Source organism: Streptomyces sp. P6-2-1, assembly GCF_050613165.1.
GTDB lineage: Bacteria > Actinomycetota > Actinomycetes > Streptomycetales > Streptomycetaceae > Streptomyces.
This window is the reverse complement of the sequence record NZ_CP192513.1, coordinates 983,848-1,004,543: the sequence shown is the minus strand read 5'-3', so window position 1 is coordinate 1,004,543 and position 20,696 is coordinate 983,848. Positions and strand designations below refer to the sequence as shown.

Genomic DNA, 20,696 nt, shown 5'->3' with positions numbered 1-20,696 from the left:
CGTACCGGCACCGCTCTCGGGGTGCCGTCGTTCCGACGAGGCAGCCCCCCGATCGGCTCCCTCGAAGAAGCGGCGGCTTTGCGACGATCGTGCGAACAGGCCCACCGACCCATCCCCCCACGGTCCGTACCGGCGGTAACCTCCCGCTCACCCTTATCGGGAGCTTCACCCTCGTCGGGAGCGATTGGAGCCAGGATGCGGAGCCGCACCCCCCACCACGGCCGTCTCGTCGGCCGCGGTCCAGCGCACAACGCCCGTACCGCCTCAGCCCGTACCATCTCGGTCCGTGCCGCCTCGGTCCGTACCGCCTCAGCCCGTACCACCTCGGTCCGTGCCGCCGCCTCGTCACGCGTCACCCGTACCACGCGAAGAACCACCACCTTCGTCGCCGCCGCCGTGCTCGTCCTCACCGCGGGCCTGCTGAGCCCGCTCGCGGCCGGGACCGCCGTCGCCGCCGGTGACCCGGACGACTACTGCGACCAGCAGTGCGCGGACATCCTGCCGCCGGGAGCCAACGGCAACGCGACACTCGCCGAGATCCTCGCCCACAAGGTCTTCGGCACCCAGCCGAAGCACGCGGAGGATCAGCTCGCCGCCTATGACTCCCTCTCGTCCGGGTACCCCTCCCTCACGGACGCACAGCTCGGAAGTTTCTTCGACGACTCCTCCTTCGGGGTGAGCGCGGCGGACACCGAGTCCGTGACCTCACCGCGCGAGGACGTCACGATCACGCGTGACAAGAAGTACGGCATCCCGCACATCAAGGGCACGACGCGCTACGGAACCGAGTTCGGCGCCGGGTACGCGGCCGGCCAGGACCGCATGTGGCTCATCGACCTCTTCCGCCACATAGGCCGCGGCGAGCTGACCTCCTTCGCGGGCGGCGCGCTCGCCAACCAGGGCCTGGAGCAGGAGTTCTGGCCGCAGGCCCCGTACACCGAGGAGGACCTCCAGCGGCAGGTCGACTACATCCGCGCGCACAACGGCGCGCGCGGCGAGCAGGCCATGAACGACGCGCAGGCGTACATCGACGGCCTCAACGCCTACCGCGAGAAGTCCAAGAAGGGCCGCTACTTCCCCGGCGAGTACGACCTCACGGGCAAGATCGACCCGATCACGAACGCCGGAGACATCGAGCCGTTCAAGGTCACCGACATGATCGCGCTCGCCTCCGTCGTCGGCGGCCTCTTCGGCAACGGCGGCGGCGGCGAGGTCGACCAGGCGCTCTCGCTGCTCGCGGCGCAGCAGAAGTACGGGGTCGAGAAGGGCACCGAGGTCTGGGAGTCCTTCCGCCAGCGCGACGACCCCGAGACCGTCTCCACGATCCACGACGGCACCGCCTTCCCGTACGCCGAGAAGCCCGCGCACGCGGCCGGGCTCGCGCTGCCGGACGCGGGCTCCGTCACGAAGGAACCCCTCCTCTTCGACCGCACGGGCAGCGCGGCGCAGGCGAAACCGGCGAAGGACCCGGTGAAGGCGCCCAAGAGCCTCAAGCCCTTGCAGGGCGTCTTCGACGACGGCGTCCTGCCGGGCGACCTCTTCTCCGGGGACGCGAGCAAGAAGGGCATGTCCAACGCCCTCCTCGTCTCCGGCGAGCACACGGCGAGCGGCCACCCGGTCGCCGTCTTCGGGCCGCAGACCGGCTACTTCGCCCCGCAGCTGCTCATGCAGCAGGAACTCCAGGGCCCCGGGATCAGCGCGCGCGGCGTCTCCTTCGCGGGTGTCGGCATGTACGTCCAGCTCGGGCGCGGCCAGGACTACTCGTGGTCGGCGACGAGCGCCGGGCAGGACATCACCGATACGTACGCGGTCGAGCTGTGCGACACGGACGGCTCGGCGGCCACCAAGGACTCCACCGGCTACCGCTACCACGGCACCTGCACGCCGATGGAGAAGCTGGAGCGCGTCAACTCCTGGAACCCGACCCTCGCGGATTCCACGGCCAAGGGCTCCTACCGGATGCAGGTCTTCCGCACCAAGTACGGCATCGTGACCCACCGCGCCACGGTCGGCGGCAAGCCCGTCGCGTACACCTCGCTGCGCTCCACGTACCGTCACGAGGCCGATTCCATCGTCGGCTTCCAGATGCTCAACGACCCCGGCTACGTCAAGGACGCCAAGAGCTTCCAGGACGCGGCGAGCCACATCGCCTACGCCTTCAACTGGTTCTACGCCGACTCGCGGGACATCGCGTACTACAACTCCGGCTCCAACCCCGTGCGCGCCGCGGACGTCGACGGCACCTTCCCCGTGAAGGCCGAACCGGCTTACGAGTGGAAGGACTTCGACCCCACCGACAACACCTCGGCGCTCACCCCGCCGGACCAGCACCCGCAGTCGGTCAACCAGGACTACTACGTCTCCTGGAACAACAAGCAGGCCAAGGGCTACACGGCGGCCAACCCGAGCCTCGGCTCCGTGCACCGCGCCGACCTGCTCGACGACCGCGTCAAGGCCCTCACCGTCGCGGGCGGCGTCACGCGCGCCTCGCTCACCCGTGCGATGGCCGAGGCGGCCGTCACCGACCTGCGCGGCGAGGACGTCCTGCCGACCCTCCTCAAGGTGATCCGCAGCCGGCCGGTCACCGACCCGGAACAGGCGGCCGCCGTCCAGCAGCTGGAGTCCTGGCTCGACGACGGGGCACAGCGCAAGGAGACGTCGAAGGGGTCGAAGGCGTACGGGCACGGCGAGGCGGTGCGGATCATGGACGCGTGGTGGCCGCGCCTCGTCGAGGCCGAGTTCGCGCCGGGGCTCGGTGACGGGCTCTACGCCTCGCTCACCTCGCTCCTCACCGTCGACGAGTCCCCCTCGGCCGCACACGGCCCGACCGGGGCGCACGCGGGCTCGTCCTTCCAGTACGGCTGGTGGGGCTACGTCTCCAAGGACCTGCGCGCCGTGCTCGGCGAGGAGGTCGAGGGCCCGCTCGGCGCGGAGTACTGCGGCGCGGGCGACCTGAGCGCCTGCCGCACGACGCTCCTCACGACGCTCGCGCAGGCGGCGGCCGTTCCGGCCGACCAGGTCTACCCCGGGGACGACTCCTGCGCGGCGGGCGACCAGTGGTGCTCCGACGCGATCATCCACCGCGCGCTCGGCGGCATCACGCACCAGCCCTTCCCGTGGCAGAACCGGCCCACCTACCAGCAGGTCGTGGAGTTCCCGCGCCACCGCTGAGGAACGGCTGAGGTACGGGGAAGGGGCGACGACCCGCGCGGGCGCCGCCCCGGCCCCGTACCGCCGCCCCGACCCCGTACCGCCGCCCCGGCCCCGTACTCAGCCCCGGCCGTGTCCCGTCCAAGGGCCCGACGGGACAGGGGTGTTCACCTGTACAGCAGGTACTTCCGCCGCGTCCGCCGGAAGCGCTCGAGTTCCGTCTGCCACGCCGCCGTGATCGCCTCCGTGGAGGCGCCCGCGTCGACCATCTCGCGTACCGTCGCCGAACCGCTCAGCCGGTCGATCGCCAGGTCCTCGCGCCACGCGAAGTCCGGCCACACCTTCTTCGCCGTCACGAGCAGCCCGATCCCCGTCCGTACCGGGTCGAAGACCTCGCGGTCCGTGACGTGCGCCTGCACCCCGCCGATCGTCTCGCCCGTGAACTTCGAGAACGAGGGCGCGAAGTACGCCTCGCGAAAGCGCACCCCCGGCAGCCCCAGGGCGTTCGCCTCCGCCGCCCAGCGCGCGTCGATGCCCTTCGCGCCGAGGAGTTCGAAGGGCCGTGTCGTGCCACGCCCCTCGGAGAGCGTCGTGCCCTCGAAGAGGCACGTGCCCGGGTAGACGAGCGCCGTGTCGGGCGTCGGCATGTTCGGGCTCGGCGGCACCCACGGGAGCCCGCTCGCCTCGTAGAAGTCCGTACGGCGCCAGCCCCGCATCCGCACCGTCTCCAGACGGACCGGCTTCGCGAGGAACTCCCCGTTGAAGAGCCCCGCCAGCTCCGCGACCGTCATCCCGTGCTGCTGCGCGATCGGCTCGCGCCCCACGAAGCTCGCGAACTCCTTGTGCAGCACGGGCCCGTACGCCTCCCTGCCGCCCAGCGGATTCGGCCGGTCGAGCACGACGAACCGCTTCCCCGCGAGCGCCGCCGCCTCCATGCAGTCGTACAAGGTCCAGATGTACGTGTAGAAGCGCGCCCCCGCGTCCTGGATGTCGAACACCACCGTGTCCACACCCGAGGCCGTGAACACGTCCGCGAGGTCCTGCCCGCTCTTGAGGTACGTGTCATAGACGGGCAGCCCCGTCGCCGGGTCGGTGCTCTTCCCCTCCGAACCGCCCGCCTGCGCCGTACCGCGGAAGCCGTGCTCGGGCCCGAAGACCGCCGTCAGCCGGACGCGCGGCTCGGCGTGCAGGACGTCCACGAGGTGGCGCAGGTCCCTCGTCACGCCCGTCGGATTGGTGACGAGACCGACCGTTCTGCCCGCGAGCAGCCGGTAGCCGTCCTCCGCCAGGACCTCGAAACCGGTACGGGTGCCGCGCGGCGCCGCCGCGGCGGCGGGGGAGCCCAGCGCCGGGGCCAGCGCGCCCGCGCCCGCGAGCCCGCCCGCCGCCAACAGCCCTCTTCTGGACAGGTTCATGCCATGCCTTCCAAGATCGCCGGGTACGCGTGTGCTGCGCACGCTAACCCCTGCGCCCCCGCATGACCATGCTCCCCGCGCTCCTGCCACACCCCTTCCCCCACGACATACCGACTGGTTAGTCTGCCCGGGAGGGCCGCGACGGGCAGCGCGCGTCACCGGTCCGCGTCTCAGCGTCGAGTCGAAGGAGCCCCCCTCGTGGAATCCCTGAAGGACGCCGCCGTCGTCGTGACCGGCGCGGGAGCCGGGATCGGCGCGGCGCTCGCCCGCCGCTTCGCCGCCGAGGGCGCGCGCGTCGCCGTCAACGACCGCGACCCCGGGCGCGCGGCGGCCGTCGCCGAGGAGATCGGCGGGCTCGCGGTCCCCGGTGACGCCGGGACCGTCGCCGCGAAGGCCCGCGAAGCGCTCGGCGGGCGCGTCGACGTCTACTGCGCCAACGCGGGCGTCGGCGACCCGGGCACCGAGGCGGCCCCCGCACAGGCGTGGGCCCGCGCCTGGGACCTCAACGTCATGGCCCACGTCCGCGCGGCGGAGACGCTGCTCCCCGACTGGCTGGCACGCGGCACCGGCCGCTTCGTCTCGACCGTGTCGGCCGCCGGCCTCCTCACCATGATCGGCTCGGCCCCCTACAGCGTCACGAAGCACGGAGCGCTCGCCTTCGCCGAATGGCTCTCCGTCACGTACCGCCACCGCGGCCTGCGCGTGCACGCCGTGTGCCCCGAAGGCGTGCGTACGGAGATGCTCGAAGCGGCGGGCAGCGCCGGCGACCTCGTCCTGCGCCCCACCGCGGTCGAGCCCGCAGCCGTCGCCGACGCGCTCTTCGCCGCGATGGCCGAGGACCGCTTCCTCGTCCTCCCGCACCCGGGCACCGCCGCCTACTCCCGCGCCCGCGCCACGGACCCCGACGCCTGGCTGACGTCCATGAACCACCTCCAGCAGAAGTGGGAGGCCCAGAAGTGACCGCATCCCCCTACACGGCCAAGCCCTGGCTGGGCCTCCTCGACGAGGCCCAGCGGCAGCCCGTCACGCCGCCGCGCTCGGCCGTCCACGCCTTCCTCGCCGTCGCCGCCGCGCACCCGGAGCGCACCGCGCTCGCCTACTTCGACGGGCGCCTGAGCTACGCCGAGACCGCAGCGCTCTCCGCCTCCGTCGCCGGCCACCTCGCCGCGCGCGGCATCCGCCCCGGCGACCGCGTCGCGCTCATGCTCCAGAACACCCCGCACTTCGTGCTCGCGCTCCTCGGCGCCTGGCGCGCGGGCGCCGTCGTCGTGCCCGTCAACCCGATGTACACGACGGGCGAGGTACGGCACGTCTTCGGCGACGCGGGCGTGAGCGCTCTCGTCTGCTCCGACCGCGCCTGGGAGAAGTACCTGCGCGAAGCCGCCGAAGGCACCTCCGTGCGCTGCGCGCTCACCGCCGACGAGCACGGCTTCCAGACCCGCGAGGACACCCGCGTCCTCACCTGGGAGCCGCTGCCGCGCCCCGCGGACACCGACGACCTGGAGACGGTCGCCCGCGCCGGGCACGCGGCCCCCGCCATCGACCTCCCCGGCGGCTCCGACACCGCCCTCATCAGCTACACCTCCGGCACGAGCGGCACCCCCAAGGGCGCCACCAACACCCACGCGAACATCGCCTACAACGCCGAGCGCCAGCGCACGGGGTCCGGCATTCCCGAAGGTGCCGGCTACTTCGCGCTCGCCCCGCTCTTCCACATCACGGGCATGGTCTGCGAACTCGCCGCGTGCCTCTTCAACGCGGGCACGCTGATCCTCACCTACCGCTTCGAGCCCGGCACCGTGCTCGATGCCTTCGCCGAGCACCGCCCCGCCTACACCGTCGGTCCCGCGACCGCCTTCATGGCGCTCGCCGCCCGCCCCGAGGCGAGCCGCGACCACTTCTCCTCCTTCACGTACATCGCCTCGGGCGGCGCGCCGCTCCCGCCCGCGCTCGTCGACGGCTTCGCGGAGCGCTTCGGCCCGTACATCCACAACGGCTACGGGCTCACCGAGTGCACCGCGCCCTGCGCCTCCGTACCCCCCGGCCGCCGTGCGCCCGTGGACGAGGCGTCCGGCACGCTCGCGGTCGGCGTCCCGGGCCCCGACACCGTCGTGCGCGTCCTCGACGACGAGGGCCGTGAGGTCCCGCTCGGCGAGAGCGGTGAGATCGTCGTGAGCGGACCGCAGGTCGTCCCCGGCTACTGGCAGCGCCCCGAGGCCACCGCCGAGACCTTCCCCGGCGGCGAACTGCGGACCGGGGACATCGGCATCATGGACGCGGACGGCTGGCTCTACGTCGTCGACCGCAAGAAGGACATGATCAACGCCTCGGGCTTCAAGGTCTGGCCCCGTGAGGTCGAGGACGTCCTCTACGGCCACCCCGCCGTGCGCGAGGCCGCCGTCGTCGGCGTCCCCGACTCCTACCGGGGCGAGTCCGTCAAGGCGTACGTGAGCCTGCGCCCCGACAGCCCCGCCGACCCCGGCACGCTCATCGCGTACTGCCGCGAGCGCCTCGCCGCGTACAAGTACCCGCGCGAGGTCGAGATCCTGCCGGAACTGCCGAAGACCACGAGTGGGAAGATTCTGCGGCGGGAGCTGCGTTCCCGCTAGAACGGGAGCTGCGTTCCCGCGAGAACACGTACGCACGAACCGGGAGAGGCGGCGGCAGCAGTGGCCAGGACGACGGAGGGGGACACCACCCCCGTGCCCCAGCGGCTGCTCGCCGCCGCGACGCGGCTCTTCGCCGAGCAGGGGTACGACCGCACCTCGGTGCAGGAGATCGTGGAGGCCGCGGGGGTCACCAAGGGCGCGCTCTACCACTACTTCGGCTCCAAGGAGGACCTCCTCCAGGAGGTCTACGCGCGCGTGCTGCGCCTCCAGCAGCAGCGCCTCGACACGTACGTCAACGGCCCGGGGCCTGTCGCCGAGCGGCTGCGCGCGGCGGCGGCCGACGTCGTGGTGACGACGATCGAGAACCTGGACGACGCCGCGATCTTCTTCCGCTCGATGCACCACCTGAGCCCCGGCAAGAACAAGGAAGTGCGCGCCGAGCGCCGCCGCTACCACGAGCGCTTCCGCGCCCTCATCGAGGCGGGCCAGCGGGAGGGCGTCTTCTCCACGGCGACCCCCGCCGACCTGGTCGTGGACTACCACTTCGGCTCGGTCCACCACCTCGCCACGTGGTACAAGCCGGGCGGCCCGATGGGCCCGCAGGAGGTCGCCGACCACCTGGCGGACCTGCTGCTGCGAGCGCTGCGGCCCTGACACGGAACGAGGGGCCCACCACCGGGCGGGCCGAGGGGCCCACCACCGGGCGGGCCGAGGGGCCCACCACCGGGCGGGCCGAGGGGCCCACCACCGGCGGGCCCCTCGGCCTGTCACACGAACCTCTTCAGCTCCCGCCGCGCGAGCGAGCGCTGGTGCACCTCGTCCGGCCCGTCCGCGAGCCGCAGCGTGCGCGCGGCGGCCCACAGCTCCGCGAGCGGGTAGTCCTGGCTCACCCCGCCCGCCCCGTGCAACTGCACCGCCTTGTCGAGGATCTCGACCACCGTGCGCGGTGTCGCGATCTTGATGGCCTGGATCTCGGTGTGCGCCCCCTTGTTGCCCACCGTGTCCATGAGCCACGCCGTCTTCAGGACCAGGAGCCGCAGCTGCTCCACGGCGACGCGTGCGTCCGCGATCCACTCGCGCACGACGCCCTGCGCCGCGAGCGGCTTCCCGAAGGCCGTCCGTGCCACCGCCCGCTCGCACATGAGGTCGATCGCCCGCTCGGCCATCCCGATGAGGCGCATGCAGTGGTGGATGCGCCCGGGCCCGAGCCGCGCCTGCGCGATCGCGAAGCCGCCGCCCTCCTCGCCCACCAGGTTCTCGGCCGGGACCCGCACGTGGTCGAAGACGACCTCGGCATGCCCGCCGTGCGCGTGGTCCTCGAAGCCGTACACCCGCATCGCGCGCCGCACGTCGACCCCGGGCGTGTCACGCGGTACGAGGATCATCGACTGCTGACGGCGGATGTCCGGCCCGTCCGGGTCCGTCTTGCCCATCACGATGAAGAGCGCGCAATCGGGGTTCATCGCCCCGGAGATGTACCACTTGCGCCCGGTGATGACGTACGCGTCGCCGTCCCGCTCGATGCGCGTCTCGATGTTCGTCGCGTCCGAGGAGGCCACGTCCGGCTCGGTCATCGCGAAGGCCGAGCGGATCTCGCCCGCGAGCAGCGGCTCCAGCCACCGCTTCTTCTGCTCCTCCGTGCCGAACTGGTGCAGCACCTCCATGTTCCCCGTGTCGGGCGCGGCACAGTTCGTCGCGAGGGGCGCGAGGTGCGGGCTGCGCCCGGTGATCTCGGCGAGCGGGGCGTACTGGAGGTTCGTCAGCCCGGCCCCGTACGTGCTGTCGGGCAGGAACAGGTTCCACAGCCCCCGGCGCCGCGCCTCGGCCTTCAGCTCCCTGAGGACGTCCGTCGAGTGCCACGGCGAGTCGAGCGCGGCGCGCTGCTCCGCGTCGGTCCTCTCGGCCGGATAGACGTGCGCGTCCATGAAGGCGAGCAGGTCCGCCCGCAGTTCCTCGGTACGCGCGTCGAAGGCGAAGTCCATCGATCAGCCCTCCTTGAGGGTCGTGAGGCCGTGGTGCAGGAACACGGGGACGAGTGCGCCGATGCGGTCGAAGCCCGCGCCGACCGTCTGCCCCCGCGTGTAGCGGTAGTGGATGCCCTCCAGGATCACGGCGAGCTTGAACCACGCGAAGGCCGTGTACCAGGACAGCGCCGAGACGTCCCGGCCCGAGCGCGCCGCGTACCGCTCGATCAGCTCGCCCGGCAGCGGGTGCCCGGGCGCGGACGCGCTCGTCGAGACGGGCGAGCCCGGCAGCTCAAGGGGCGTGCTGTACATCGCGAGGAGGCCGAGATCGGTGAGCGGATCGCCGAGTGTGGACATCTCCCAGTCGAGTACGGCGGTGATGCGGTCGTCCGCGTCCACGAGGACGTTGTCGAGCCGGTAGTCGCCGTGCACGACCGTCGGCGCGGGGGAGCGGGGCAGGCGCGCCGCCAGGGCCTCCCTGAGGGGGTCGACGCCCGGCAGCTCGCGACTGCGCGAGGCGTCGAGCTGCTTGGCCCAGCGGCGCAGCTGCCGCTCCAGGAAACCGTCCGGGTGCCCGAAGTCCCCGAGCCCCGCCGCCTCCGGCTCCACCGCGTGCAGGTCCACGAGCGTGTCCACGAGCGAGAGCACGGTGGCGCGGGTGCGCTCGGGGCCGAGCCCGGCGAGCTGGCCGGCGGTGCGGTACGGGGTGCCATCGACGAAGTCCATGACGTAGAACGGCGCCCCGAGCACCGCGTCCGCCGCCTCGCCCTCGCACAGCAGCACGGTCGGGGGCACGGGCACGGGCGTACCGGCGAGCGCCGTCATGACGCGGTACTCGCGGCGCATGTCGTGCGCCGTCGCGAGCACGTGACCGAGCGGCGGGCGGCGCACGACCCAGCGCCGCGCCCCGTCGGTCACCGCGTACGTCAGGTTGGACCTGCCGCCCTCGATGAGCCGCGCCCGCAGCGGCCCCGCCACGAGTCCCGGCCGCTCCCTGTCCAGGTACGCGCGCAGCTGCCCGGGGTCCAGGCCCGGCGGGGGGTCCTCACTCATGCTCGACTCCTTCACTGGCTTCACCGCCACTCGTGTCACTGCCTGCGATCATCATGCCGACTAGTCGGTATGTCGTCCAGAGGTGGGGACGCGGGGAGGCGCGTGATCCGCCCCACGGGCTCGCACGGGCGGCCGTCAGCCCTCCGCCCGTACGGGCGGCCGTCAGCCCTCCTGCCCGAGCAGCGCGGCGAGCCGTGCCGCCTGCGCCCCCGCCGTGCCGCGCGGATTGCGCGGGCGCGCCGGGTCGTCACGCGTGAGCAGGAGCAGCCACACGAGCGCGATGAGCCGCCTGCACTCCAGGAGCCTGATCCGCTCGCCCGCGTCCAGCGGCACGAGCCCGAGGAACTCCTCGGCGTCGAAGACCGTGCCCGGGTCCACCCAGGAGCCGACGTGTTCGGTGATCTCGGCGAGTTCGAAGGCCCGGTCGCTGCGGCCGGACTCCTCGAAGTCCACGACGCGCACCTCCTCCCCGTCCCACAGGAAGTTGGCGAGGTTCCCGTCGCCCTGCCCGAGCACGGGTTCCAGCCCGGCCTCCTCGGCGACGGCCGGCCAGGGCCGCTCCAGCCACCGCATCCCCTCGGCGAGCACGGCGGCCACGCCCGGTTCGCGCGCGGCCGGGGTGCGGCGCGCGTACCACTGCCGGATGCGCGCCGTCGCCTCGGCCCGTCCCGCGCGCCGCTCGGGCAGCGCGGCGGCGGCAGCCGGCGGTACGGCGTCGAGCAGCCGCGCCACGGAGTCGGCGAGCGCCCCGAGCGCCGGCCCCGTCACGGGGGTGCCGCGCAGGGGCTCGCCGGGCAGCCTGGACATCACGAGGCCCGGGTGCCTGCCCTCGGTGCGGCGCACCGGGCGCGGGGCGAGCCCGGGCGCGTGCCGCTGGAGCAGGACGAGCGCCCGCCACTCGCGCTCGGCGGGTTCCGCCTGCGTGTCGTGGTACCGCTTGGTCACCTCGTCGGTGCCGAGCCGGAGTTCATGTGTGTGCCACCGGGGCGTCGTGCGCCGTACCCGTACCGTCACACTGTCAGAGGATCACAGGAACGGCCGCGAGCGCCAGGGTTCCGGCGCAGCAGGCGGCGAGAAGTGCGTACCGGGGCCCGAGCGCGGCCGGACGCGGCGCCGCCAGGGCCCGCGCGCGCCGCGTGGCGAGACCGAGGAGCAGGAGTACGGGCACGACGCAGGCCCCCCAGGCCAGGGGCGCCCCGTGCGCGAGCGCGGCCTTGAGCGCGAGCACCCCTGCGACGGTCGCGGAGAGCGCGGTGCGGCGCCAGGCGAGGCGGGTCCGCTCCGGCTGGAGCCCGGGATCGCGCGCCGGGAGCGGCCCGCTCATCCGGCGAGACCGAAGAGCACGACCACGACCATCACGACGGCGACAGCGGCGATGACGAGGCTGAGGAGCACGGGGAAGCGTGTGACCGGCAGGTCCTCGCCGCGCCGCATCGCGCGCTCGCAGCGCAGCCAGTGCACGACCGCGCGCAGCGCGCACAGCACCCCGCAGCCCAGCAGCGCGAGCGCGAGCCCCACGCGGAAGGCCCAGCGCAGGTCGGGGAGGAACTGGTCGACGGCGAAACCGCCGCCCACGAGGGCGAGCGAGGTGCGCAGCCAGGCGAGGAAGGTGCGCTCGTTGGCGAGCGAGAAGCGGTAGTCGGGGGTCGTGCCCTCGCGCGCGACACGGGCGGGGGAGAGGAGGCGGCGCAGCGGCCCCTCCGGCCGCTCAGCGCCCATCGTGCGCGCGCAGCCGCTCGTACGCGGCGAGCCCGTCGGGCACCCAGGGCCACGTGCCGATCCTGGCCGCCAGCTCCTCGTCCGTGAGGAAGTCGTGCCAGGCGACCTCCTCGGCCTGCGGCCGCACGGGCAGCGCGCACCGCACGTCGTAGACGGCCGACCACCAGGAACCCGCCGAGGCGTCCTCGTACAGGAAACGGAAGAGCGGTACGGGCCTGTCGATGCCGTGCACGCCCAGCTCCTCCTCCGCCTCGCGCAGCGCCGCCTCGTCGTAGGACTCACCGGCCCCCACGACACCGCCGACGAACATGTCGTAGTGCGAGGGGAAGACGAGCTTCGACGGCGTCCTGCGGTGCACGAAGACCCGGCCCCGCGCGTCCCTGACGCGGATGAACACGCACCGGTGGCGCAGGCCCCGCGCGTACACGTCCCCGCGCCGCGCCTGCCCGGTCACCCGGTCCTCCAGGTCCACGACGTCCAGGATCTCGTCGGCGGGATCGGCGGGGGTCTGATGCGCGGAAGCCATGCGCCCATCCAACCACCGCCCGCCCGCCGGGCGCGCCCACCCCTCCCGCGCCGCCGCCCGCCCCGGTGGGCCCGTCGCGAGGAGCGGGCCCCCGGTCGCGAGGGGCGGGCCCCCGGCCGCGTACCCCGCCGCGTCGGTCACCTCGCCGAGTGGCGTGCGGGACTACTGCCCCCTCACGTACTTCACGGTCGGCCCGGTCGTCCACCCGCCGTCCACGGCCAGCTCCGCGCCCGTCACGTACGAGGCGGCGTCCGAGAGGAGGAAGAGCACCGCCTGCGCGATCTCGTCGGGTTCGCCGACCCGGCCCATCGGGGTGTTCGGGTAGTTGCCCTCGCCCCGCTCGATACCGGTCACCGACGTCATCGGCGTGTACGTCATCCCGGGGTGCACCGAGTTCACGCGCACGCGGTCCGTGCCCAGCTCGACGGCGGCGACCTTGCTCAGGCCCCGGACACCCCACTTCGACGCGCCGTAGCTGGAGGTGAGCGCGAGGCCCATGAGCCCGGCGGCCGAGGAGATGTTGACGATCGAGCCGCCGCCCGCCTCCTTCATGGCGGGTATGACGGTGCGCATCCCGATGAAGACGCCCGTCAGGTTGATGTCGACGACCTTCCGGAAGTGCTCGACGCTCTCGCTCTCCAGCGGCTGCCCGGTCGAGACACCGGCGTTGTTGACGAGGCCGTGCACCCCACCGCACTCCTCCCGCGCGTAGGCGACGACGCGCCGCCAGTCCGCCTCGGACGTCACGTCGATGTGCTGGTAACGGGCGCGCTCGCCGAGCGCGGCCGCCGTGGCCTCGCCCTCCGCGTCGAGTACGTCGGCGAGGACGACGCGCGCCCCCGCGTCGACGGCCCGCCGCGCCGTCTGCGCGCCGAGTCCCCGGGCGCCCCCGGTGACGATGACGGTCTTGCCGGTCAGGTCGTGCTTCTCGTTCATGGTGGTGCTTCCTCCGGGGGTGCCTGGTTCGGGTTCGGGTGGTGTGCTGTTCGGGTGGAGCGGTGTTCAGGTGGTGGGGCCGGGCGCGGGTGCCGTCAGGACGGCGAGGCTCGTGCCCACGAGGTCGGCGAGGAACAACTCCTCGTCCGTGAGCGGCGTCGTTCCCGCCAGGTACTGCCGGGCCCGGTCGGCGAGCGCCGCGCCGATCAGGGTCAGGACGAGGTCGGTGCGCTCCAGGCGCAGGGGTCGGGGAAGCGCGGGCAGGCAGTCGCCGAGCCGCACGATGAGCCGCCAGTACGCGGTGCCGTCGAGCGTCGGGTGCGGTACCCCGGTCCGTACGCCGCTCTCATGGCTGAGCTGCGCCGAGATCCGCAGTCCGCGCAGTCCCCGGGTGCTCCCCAGCTCGCTCGCCTCGGCCCGGACGAGCGCGGTGAGGAGCCGTCGGGCCGTCGCGGGCACGCTGTCCTCGTCGGGCGCGGTCTCCTCGCCGGGCGCGGTCGCCCCGGGTGAGCCCTCCGTTTCGACGAGCCCCGCGAGGACGCGTTCGGTGCGCTCCTGGCGCGCGGCCATGACCGCGTCGAGCAGCCCCTGCCGCGAGCCGAAGTGGTACTGCACCGCCGAGGGGTTCCCCTGCCCGGCGAGCCGTACGACATCGCGGAGCTGGGCCCCGTGCACCCCTTGCTCGGCGAAGACCTCCTCCGCCGCGCGGATCAGCTTCTCGCGCGTGGAAGGGCCCCGCTCGCTTCCTGCGCTCCGTGGCGTTCTCGGTGACATACCCACCACATTAATACTGGCCATTATTAAAAGCGAACGCGTGCGCGAGCCGGTCCCCGAAGGGCTCCCGCTCACCCCGGTTGCAGGTCCTTCTCCGGTCGCGGAGGCTCGGCCTTCCCCGAGGGCATCGCGGGGTGGCGCCCCAGAAGCACGATCCCCACCACGATCGCCGCGAGCCCCGCCGCCTCGCCCGCGAGCGCCCCCGCGTCCATGCGGAGCTGGTCGCCGAGGAATCCGACCCCGCACACGATGCCGGCGAGCGGCTGGGTCGCCGAGAGCGCGGGCAGCGAGGTGCGCAGCGGCCCCGCCTCGAAGGCGCTCTGCACGAGGATGAGCCCGCTGACGCCGAGCGCCACGACGACGTAGGGCTCCCACGTCAGGACGAGCGCCCCGAAGCCGCCGTCGCCGAAGACCTCGCCGCTCACCCGCGTGAGGGCGTCCTGCACCCCGTACAGGAGCCCCGCGCCCGTGGCGAGGAGCGCGGGCGCGGCGGTGAGGCGCGAGCGGCTGGCGTAGGCGGCGAGGAGCAGCGCGATGCCGAGCATGAGGCCGATGATGAGCCAGCGCCGCAGCGGGTCGGTGATCGCGTCGCCGCCGCTCGGGCGCCCCGCGAGGATGAACGCGGCGACCCCGCCGGTGAGCAGGATGAGCCCGCTCCAGCCCTGGCGGCCGAGCGGCTGCCCCGTCTGCCAGCGCGAAAGCCCCATCGCGAAGAGGAGGTTGGTGGCGAGGAAGGGCTCGACGAGGGAGATCTCGCCGTCGCCGAGCGCGAGCGCGCTGAGGACCATGCCGGCGACCATGAGCCCGATGCCCGCGAGCCAGCGCGGCTTGCGGACGAGGACGAGCAGGATGCGCGGCGAGAGGAAGTCGCCGGGCGGGGCGTGCTGCGCGGCGTTCTGCTGGAAGACGAAGCCCGTGCCCAGGCAGAACGCGGCGGCCACCGCCAGGACCAGGACCAGTACCGACACGTCGCGCACCTCAACACCGGGTGGGGGGTGGCTGCCGAGCCGACGATATCGCCCCGCCGCCCGTTCCGCCCGACGGGTACCCGCCTCCGGACGGCCGATGCGGGGCCCTTCGGGCGGGTCGGGTACGAGGCCGTCGGGGTGGCGCGGCGCGAGGCCGTGGGCGCTGCGGTACGAGGCCGTGGGCGGTGCGGTACGAGGCCGTGGGCGCTGCGGTACGAGGCCGTGGGCGGTGCGGTACGAGGCCGTGGGCGGTGCGATGCGGGGTCTTCCCGACTGTTGACGCGACCCGGTGGCCCGGCCAGGATGCGACGGGAACTGACTCACCGGTAACCCCCGCCGAGCGGGCGGGACCCGCCGCCCCGTACGGCCCCCGTGCCCGCGGGCCTCACAGGACAGGAAGAGCCGCATGGCCTACGACGCGGACGTCATCGTGATCGGCGGGGGGCTCGCGGGGCTCGCCGCGACCGCCGAACTCGCCGACGCCGGGCGCAAGGTGATCCTCCTCGACCAGGAACCCGAGCAGTCGCTCGGCGGTCAGGCCCACTGGTCCTTCGGCGGGCTCTTCCTCGTCGACTCGCCCGAGCAGCGCAGGCTGCGCATCCGCGACAGCCGCGAGCTGGCGCTCCAGGACTGGATGGGCACGGCGGGCTTCGACCGCGAGGAGGACCTGTGGCCGCGCCGCTGGGCCGAGGCGTACGTCGACTTCGCTGCGGGCGAGAAGCGGTCGTGGCTGCACAGGATGGGCGTACGGCTCTTCCCCGTCGTCGGCTGGGCGGAACGGGGCGGCTACGACGCGGGCGGCCACGGCAACTCCGTACCGCGCTTCCACATCACGTGGGGCACCGGCCCCGGGCTGCTCGCGCCCTTCGTGCGGCGCGTGCGCGAGGCCGCGGCGCGGGGCCTGGTCGACTTCCGCTTCCGGCACCGCGTCACGGGGCTCGGGCGCGGCGCGGGCAGCGTGGACACCGTGAGCGGCGAGATCCTGGAGCCGTCGGGGGCCGCGCGCGGCACTCCGAGCAGCCGCACAGTGACGGGCTCCTTCGAACTGCGCGCGCAGGCCGTGATCGTCACGACGGGCGGCATCGGCGGCAACCACGACCTCGTCCGCGCGGCGTGGCCCGCCCGGCTCGGCACCCCGCCGCAGAAGCTGCTCTCCGGGGTCCCCGCGCACGTCGACGGGCTCATGCTCAAGGTCGCGGGCGATGCGGGCGGCCACCTCATCAACGGCGACCGCATGTGGCACTACACCGAGGGCATCCAGAACTGGGACCCGATCTGGGCCAGGCACGGCATCCGCATCCTGCCCGGCCCCTCCTCGCTGTGGCTCGACGCCGAGGGCAAACGCCTGCCCGTCCCGCTCTTCCCCGGCTTCGACACGCTCGGCACGCTCGACCACATCATGCGCACGGGTCACGGCTACACGTGGTTCGTGCTCAATCAGCGCATCATCGGCAAGGAGTTCACGCTCTCGGGTTCCGAGCAGAACCCGGACCTCACGGGCAAGTCCGTGCGCGGCGTCATCGACCGCGCCCGCGCGGACGTGCCGGGCCCGGTGAAGGCGTTCATGGACCACGGCGCCGACTTCGTCGTCGAGAAGGACCTCGGGGCGCTGGTACGGGGCATGAACGCGCTCACGGACGAGCCGCTCATCGAGGAGGAGGCCCTGCGCCGCGTCCTCGTCGAGCGCGACCGCGAGATCGCCAACCCCTTCACCAAGGACCTCCAGGTCACGGCGATCCGCGGCGCCCGCAAGTTCCTCGGCGACCGCCTCATCCGCGCGGCGGCGCCGCACCGCGTCCTGGACCCCGCGGCGGGCCCGCTCATCGCGGTGAAGCTGCACATCCTGACCCGCAAGTCCCTCGGCGGCCTGGAGACCGACCTGTCCTCGCGCGTCCTCACCGAGGCGGGCGACCCGCTCCCCGGCGTCTACGCGGCGGGCGAGGCGGCGGGCTTCGGGGGCGGCGGCGTCCACGGCTACCGCTCCCTGGAGGGCACCTTCCTCGGCGGCTGCCTCTTCTCGGGCCGCACGGCGGGCAGGGCGGCGGCGAAGGCGGTGGGCTGAGCCCCGGGGTACGGCCCGTCGGCGCTCCCGTACGGGCCACGGGCCCGCCCCGCACGTACGCGTACGCGCGAGGGGCGGGCCCGTGCCGCGTACGCGCGAGGGGCGGGCCCGTTTCCCGGACCCGCCCCTCGCGCGTACGCCTGCCGCCGCTACAGGACCAGCGACAGCAGCAGCACCATCACAAGGCCCATGACCGACAGGATCGTCTCCATGAACGACCACGTCTTGACGGTCTGGCCCACGTCGAGCCCGAAGTAGCCCTTCACGAGCCAGAAGCCCGCGTCGTTGACGTGGCTGAAGAAGAGCGAGCCCGCGCCGATCGCGAGGACCATGAGGGCCACGTGCGTCGTGGACATGCCGTCGGCGAGGCCGGAGGCGAGGCCCGCGGCGGAGACCGTGGCGACGGTCGCCGAGCCGGTCGCGAGGCGGATGATGACCGCGATGAGCCAGGCGAGCAGGAGCGCGGGGACCGACCAGTTCTTGGAGATGTCCAGGATCATCTGGCCCACGCCGCCGTCCACGAGCACCTGCTTGAAGCCACCACCGGCGGCGACGATGAGGAGCACGCCGGCGATCGGCATGAGCGACTTCTCGACGGTCTCGGAGAGCCGGTCCCGCGTGAAGCCGGCCGCGCGGCCCAGCGTGAAGAGGCCGAGCAGGCACGCCACGAGGAGGGCGAACATCGGGTTGCCGATGACGTCGAAGACGCGCTGCGTCAGGTCGGCAGGGTCGTCGATGATGATGTCGACGACCGCCTTGAGCAGCATGAGGACGACCGGCAGGAGCAGCGTCGCGACGGTGGCGAAGAAGCCGGGGGTCTTCTCCAGGTCGTCGCTCGCGCGCTTCGGCGTCATGTCCTCGGGGGCCCTCACGTCGACCCAGCGGGCCGCGTAGCGCGCGAAGAGCGGGCCCGCGACGATGACCGAGGGGATCGCGACGAGGATGCCGAGCGCGAGCGTGATGCCGAGGTTGGCGTCGAGCGCGTCGACGGCGACGAGCGGCCCGGGGTGCGGCGGGACGAGACCGTGCATGACCGACAGACCGGCGAGCGCGGGGATACCGATCCGCATGAGCGAGTAGTTGCCGCGCTTGGCGACCATGAGGACGACCGGGATGAGCAGCACGATGCCGACCTCGAAGAAGATCGGCAGCCCGATCACCGCGGCGATGAGCACCATCGCCCACGGCATCTTCTTCGGGCTCGCCTTGGCGATGATCGTGTCCACGATCCGGTCGGCGCCCCCGGAGTCGGCGAGGAGCTTGCCGAGGATCGAGCCGAGCGCGATGAGCACACCGGTACTGGCCACGGTCGAGCCGAGGCCCGTCGTGAAGCTGGTGATCGTTTTGTCGAGCGGGGCACCGGCCACGGCGCCGAGCACGAGCGCGCCGATCGTCAGGGCCAGAAAGGCGTGGAGTTTGAACTTCGCGATGAGGACGACGATGACGGCGATGCCGAGCACGACGGCTATCCCGAGCTGGGCGTTGCCCGCCGAGGTGATCGGCTCGGCGTCCGCTGCCAGCATCTCGACGCTGAGACTGGTCACGGTCTCTTCCTTGGGGGGAGTGGGGATGGGGAGGTGGGGGTGAGGACGGTGGGGGAGGGGGCTGTGGGGGAGGGGGCCGGTCGTCCGTGGGGAGGGGGACCGTCCCGGGGCACGGCCCGCGCGGGCTAGGGCGCGGGCTCGGGGGCGGGCGCGGAGGCCGGGGGCCTGAGGGCGGCGACGGCGCGTGCGGCGATCTCCTCGGGAGTGCCGCTCACGTCGACCTCGACCCCCTTCTCGTCGGGACCGAGCGGCTGGAGCGTCGCGAACTGCGAGTCCAGGAGCTTCGTCGGCATGAAGTGGCCCTGACGGTGCCCCATCCGGTCCTCGATGAGGGCCCGGTCGCCCGTGAGGTGGAGGAAGACGAGCCCGGGAGCCTCGGCGCGCAGCCGGTCCCGGTAGGAACGCTTGAGCGCCGAGCAGCTGACCACGCCGCCCTGGTCGGCCCGCCCATGCGCCCAGCGCCCGATGGCGTCGAGCCACGGGGCACGGTCCGCGTCGTCGAGCGGGGTCCCGGCGCTCATCTTGGCGATATTGGCCGGGGGGTGGAAGTCGTCGCCCTCGGCGTACGTGACGCCGAGCTGTTCGGCCACGAGTGGCCCGATGGTCGTCTTGCCGGTTCCGGCGACGCCCATCACCACGACGACAGGGGGGGTGCTCATCGCTGCCTCGTTGTCCTTCGCTGTCTTCTTCGACCTCGTCTGTGCACGCAACTGAAACCCATACGTCATACTTATTCAAGAGGGTGTGACGTAAAAGTCTTACGTATTGCGGAGTGCGCAACGCACCGTACCCTGAGCCCATGACTTCGCAGGACGGGGGCCTCCACGGCCGCGTACTCGACCACCTGGGCAAAGCCATCACGGGGGGCGAGTACCCGCCGGGCAGCGTGCTGCGCACCGACGCCCTCGCGGAGCGCTTCGAGGTCTCGCGTTCGGTGATCCGTGAGGCGATCCGGGTCCTGGAGGCGATGCGCCTCGTCAGCTCACGCCGCAGGGTCGGGGTGACGGTCCGTCCCATCGAGGAGTGGAACGTCTACGACCCGAGTGTCATCGGCTGGCGCCTCGCCGGTGCCGACCGCCCCCGCCAGCTCCGCTCCCTGACCGTCCTGCGCTCGGCCGTCGAACCGGTCGCGGCCGGGCTGGCCGCCCGCAACTGCACCCCCGAGGAGTGCGCGGCGCTCACCGAGGCCGCGCTCGGCATGGTCGCCACCTCGCACGGACGCCGCCTGGAGGCGTACCTGGTGCACGACGTCGAGTTCCACCGCATCGTGCTGACCGCCTCGCGCAACGAGATGTTCGCGCGCCTCGGCGACGTCGTCGCGGCGATCCTCACCGGACGCACCCGCCATCAGGTCATGTTCGAGGACCCGGACCCCGCGGCCGTGACCCTGCACGTGCAGGTCGCCGAGGCCGTACGGGCGAGGGACGCGGCCCGCGCGGAGGCGCTCACGCGCGAGATCACGGTGGGCGCGCTGCACGAACTGGACGTGCTGGCGCCCTGAGGGCCGGGCCGTTGCCCGGCCCGGGCGGGCGACGCTCAGTCCAGGAAGTCCCCGTCCACGTACACCCACTCCCCCGCGAGCCGCGTGAAGCGGCTCCGCTCGTGGAGCGCGCCGGGGCTGCCGCCCTCGCGGTAGCGGGCGCGGAAGGTCACGGTGCCGTCCTGGTGGAAGGCGCTGCCGCGCTCGCTCCCCTCGATCTCCAGACCCTCCCAGCGCGTCCCGGCGTCGAGCCCGAGCACCGGCGGACACGTGTCCGGGTGCCAGCTGCGCCGCAGGTACGCCTCGTCGCCCACGACGAAGGCGCTGTACCTGGCCCGCATGAGGTCCTCGGCCCGCGCGGCGACCCCGCCCGCGTGCAGCTTCCCGCAGTGCCCGGCGTAGGGGGCGGGGTCCCCGCAGGGGCAGGTGGCGGGTGCGGCGGAGGTACGGGCTGCTTTGCGAGGGGCCATGCCGCCCATTGTGCCGGGTGCGTGCC

Annotated in this window: 19 protein-coding genes; 6 read left to right on the top strand and 13 right to left on the bottom strand. The window is 73.1% G+C overall.

All coding sequences use genetic code 11. From position 1 onward, the window contains the following. Nucleotides 1-195: 195 nt before the first annotated feature. Nucleotides 196-3,171 carry a penicillin acylase family protein gene (locus ACQYWQ_RS04500; RefSeq protein ID WP_431032576.1) on the top strand — a complete coding sequence of 992 codons (2,976 nt, stop codon included), beginning with the start codon at nucleotides 196-198 and terminating at the stop codon, nucleotides 3,169-3,171. Nucleotides 3,172-3,317: 146 nt separating this feature from the next. Here the strand turns inward: ACQYWQ_RS04500 and ACQYWQ_RS04495 are convergent, their stop codons facing one another. Beyond that, nucleotides 3,318-4,565 (bottom strand): exo-beta-N-acetylmuramidase NamZ family protein, encoded by a 1,248-nt coding sequence (locus ACQYWQ_RS04495; protein ID WP_431032575.1) that lies wholly within the window; start codon nucleotides 4,563-4,565, stop codon nucleotides 3,318-3,320. 198 nt (nucleotides 4,566-4,763) lie between these two features. Between ACQYWQ_RS04495 and ACQYWQ_RS04490 the strand changes: the two genes are divergently transcribed. The 3 genes from ACQYWQ_RS04490 to ACQYWQ_RS04480 are packed head-to-tail and all read left to right on the top strand — an operon-like array spanning nucleotide 4,764 to nucleotide 7,828. Next, nucleotides 4,764-5,525 carry an SDR family oxidoreductase gene (locus ACQYWQ_RS04490; protein WP_431032574.1) on the top strand — a complete coding sequence of 254 codons (762 nt, stop codon included), beginning with the start codon at nucleotides 4,764-4,766 and terminating at the stop codon, nucleotides 5,523-5,525. Next, entirely contained in the window at nucleotides 5,522-7,174 is a 1,653-nt protein-coding gene (locus tag ACQYWQ_RS04485; RefSeq protein ID WP_431032573.1) for a class I adenylate-forming enzyme family protein, read from the top strand. The genes ACQYWQ_RS04490 and ACQYWQ_RS04485 overlap by 4 nt, the downstream gene beginning before the upstream one ends. Before the next feature lie 60 nt (nucleotides 7,175-7,234). After that, the gene (locus ACQYWQ_RS04480) at nucleotides 7,235-7,828 is read left to right on the top strand and encodes a TetR/AcrR family transcriptional regulator (protein WP_431032572.1); all 594 of its coding nucleotides are present in this window, start codon (nucleotides 7,235-7,237) and stop codon (nucleotides 7,826-7,828) included. Nucleotides 7,829-7,941: 113 nt separating this feature from the next. Here ACQYWQ_RS04480 and ACQYWQ_RS04475 read toward each other — a convergent pair whose 3' ends face one another. The 9 genes from ACQYWQ_RS04475 to ACQYWQ_RS04435 all read right to left on the bottom strand — a co-directional run bounded on the left by ACQYWQ_RS04475 (nucleotide 7,942) and on the right by ACQYWQ_RS04435 (nucleotide 15,114). After that, nucleotides 7,942-9,156, bottom strand: coding sequence for an acyl-CoA dehydrogenase family protein (locus tag ACQYWQ_RS04475; RefSeq protein ID WP_431032571.1), 1,215 nt, complete (start codon nucleotides 9,154-9,156; stop codon nucleotides 7,942-7,944). 3 nt (nucleotides 9,157-9,159) lie between these two features. Next, nucleotides 9,160-10,191 carry a phosphotransferase family protein gene (locus ACQYWQ_RS04470; protein WP_431032570.1) on the bottom strand — a complete coding sequence of 344 codons (1,032 nt, stop codon included), beginning with the start codon at nucleotides 10,189-10,191 and terminating at the stop codon, nucleotides 9,160-9,162. Between the two features lie 162 nt (nucleotides 10,192-10,353). Next, nucleotides 10,354-11,205 (bottom strand): phosphotransferase family protein, encoded by an 852-nt coding sequence (locus ACQYWQ_RS04465; protein ID WP_431032569.1) that lies wholly within the window; start codon nucleotides 11,203-11,205, stop codon nucleotides 10,354-10,356. Nucleotides 11,206-11,209: 4 nt separating this feature from the next. After that, a complete protein-coding gene (locus ACQYWQ_RS04460) occupies nucleotides 11,210-11,515 on the bottom strand; it encodes a DUF202 domain-containing protein (RefSeq protein ID WP_431032568.1) in 306 nt (101 codons plus the stop codon). Continuing rightward, nucleotides 11,512-11,910: a YidH family protein gene (locus ACQYWQ_RS04455; RefSeq protein WP_431032567.1), complete on the bottom strand. Its 399-nt coding sequence runs from the start codon at nucleotides 11,908-11,910 to the stop codon at nucleotides 11,512-11,514. Before ACQYWQ_RS04455 ends, ACQYWQ_RS04460 begins: the two co-directional genes overlap by 4 nt. Beyond that, nucleotides 11,900-12,436, bottom strand: a complete 537-nt coding sequence (locus ACQYWQ_RS04450) for an NUDIX domain-containing protein (RefSeq protein WP_431032566.1) — start codon at nucleotides 12,434-12,436, stop codon at nucleotides 11,900-11,902. Before ACQYWQ_RS04450 ends, ACQYWQ_RS04455 begins: the two co-directional genes overlap by 11 nt. Before the next feature lie 162 nt (nucleotides 12,437-12,598). Further along, nucleotides 12,599-13,372 (bottom strand): SDR family oxidoreductase, encoded by a 774-nt coding sequence (locus ACQYWQ_RS04445; protein ID WP_431032565.1) that lies wholly within the window; start codon nucleotides 13,370-13,372, stop codon nucleotides 12,599-12,601. A gap of 66 nt (nucleotides 13,373-13,438) precedes the next feature. After that, the gene (locus ACQYWQ_RS04440) at nucleotides 13,439-14,146 is read right to left on the bottom strand and encodes a TetR family transcriptional regulator (protein ID WP_431032564.1); all 708 of its coding nucleotides are present in this window, start codon (nucleotides 14,144-14,146) and stop codon (nucleotides 13,439-13,441) included. Nucleotides 14,147-14,217: 71 nt separating this feature from the next. Further along, nucleotides 14,218-15,114, bottom strand: coding sequence for a DMT family transporter (locus tag ACQYWQ_RS04435; protein WP_431032563.1), 897 nt, complete (start codon nucleotides 15,112-15,114; stop codon nucleotides 14,218-14,220). A 406-nt stretch (nucleotides 15,115-15,520) separates the two neighbouring features. On the opposite strand from ACQYWQ_RS04435, the gene ACQYWQ_RS04430 reads away from it, so the two are divergent. Next, complete coding sequence (locus ACQYWQ_RS04430; protein ID WP_431032562.1) at nucleotides 15,521-17,176, top strand: FAD-binding dehydrogenase; 1,656 nt, start codon at nucleotides 15,521-15,523, stop codon at nucleotides 17,174-17,176. 149 nt (nucleotides 17,177-17,325) lie between these two features. Here the strand turns inward: ACQYWQ_RS04430 and ACQYWQ_RS04425 are convergent, their stop codons facing one another. Beyond that, complete coding sequence (locus ACQYWQ_RS04425; protein WP_431032561.1) at nucleotides 17,326-18,720, bottom strand: GntP family permease; 1,395 nt, start codon at nucleotides 18,718-18,720, stop codon at nucleotides 17,326-17,328. 125 nt (nucleotides 18,721-18,845) lie between these two features. Continuing rightward, a complete protein-coding gene (locus ACQYWQ_RS04420) occupies nucleotides 18,846-19,379 on the bottom strand; it encodes a gluconokinase (protein WP_431032560.1) in 534 nt (177 codons plus the stop codon). A gap of 140 nt (nucleotides 19,380-19,519) precedes the next feature. Here ACQYWQ_RS04420 and ACQYWQ_RS04415 point away from each other — a divergent pair, with 140 nt between their 5' ends. Next, a complete protein-coding gene (locus tag ACQYWQ_RS04415; protein ID WP_431032559.1) occupies nucleotides 19,520-20,221 on the top strand; it encodes a FadR/GntR family transcriptional regulator in 702 nt (233 codons plus the stop codon). A 35-nt stretch (nucleotides 20,222-20,256) separates the two neighbouring features. Here the strand turns inward: ACQYWQ_RS04415 and ACQYWQ_RS04410 are convergent, their stop codons facing one another. Next, nucleotides 20,257-20,679: a YchJ family protein gene (locus ACQYWQ_RS04410; protein ID WP_431032558.1), complete on the bottom strand. Its 423-nt coding sequence runs from the start codon at nucleotides 20,677-20,679 to the stop codon at nucleotides 20,257-20,259. Nucleotides 20,680-20,696 lie beyond the last annotated feature (17 nt).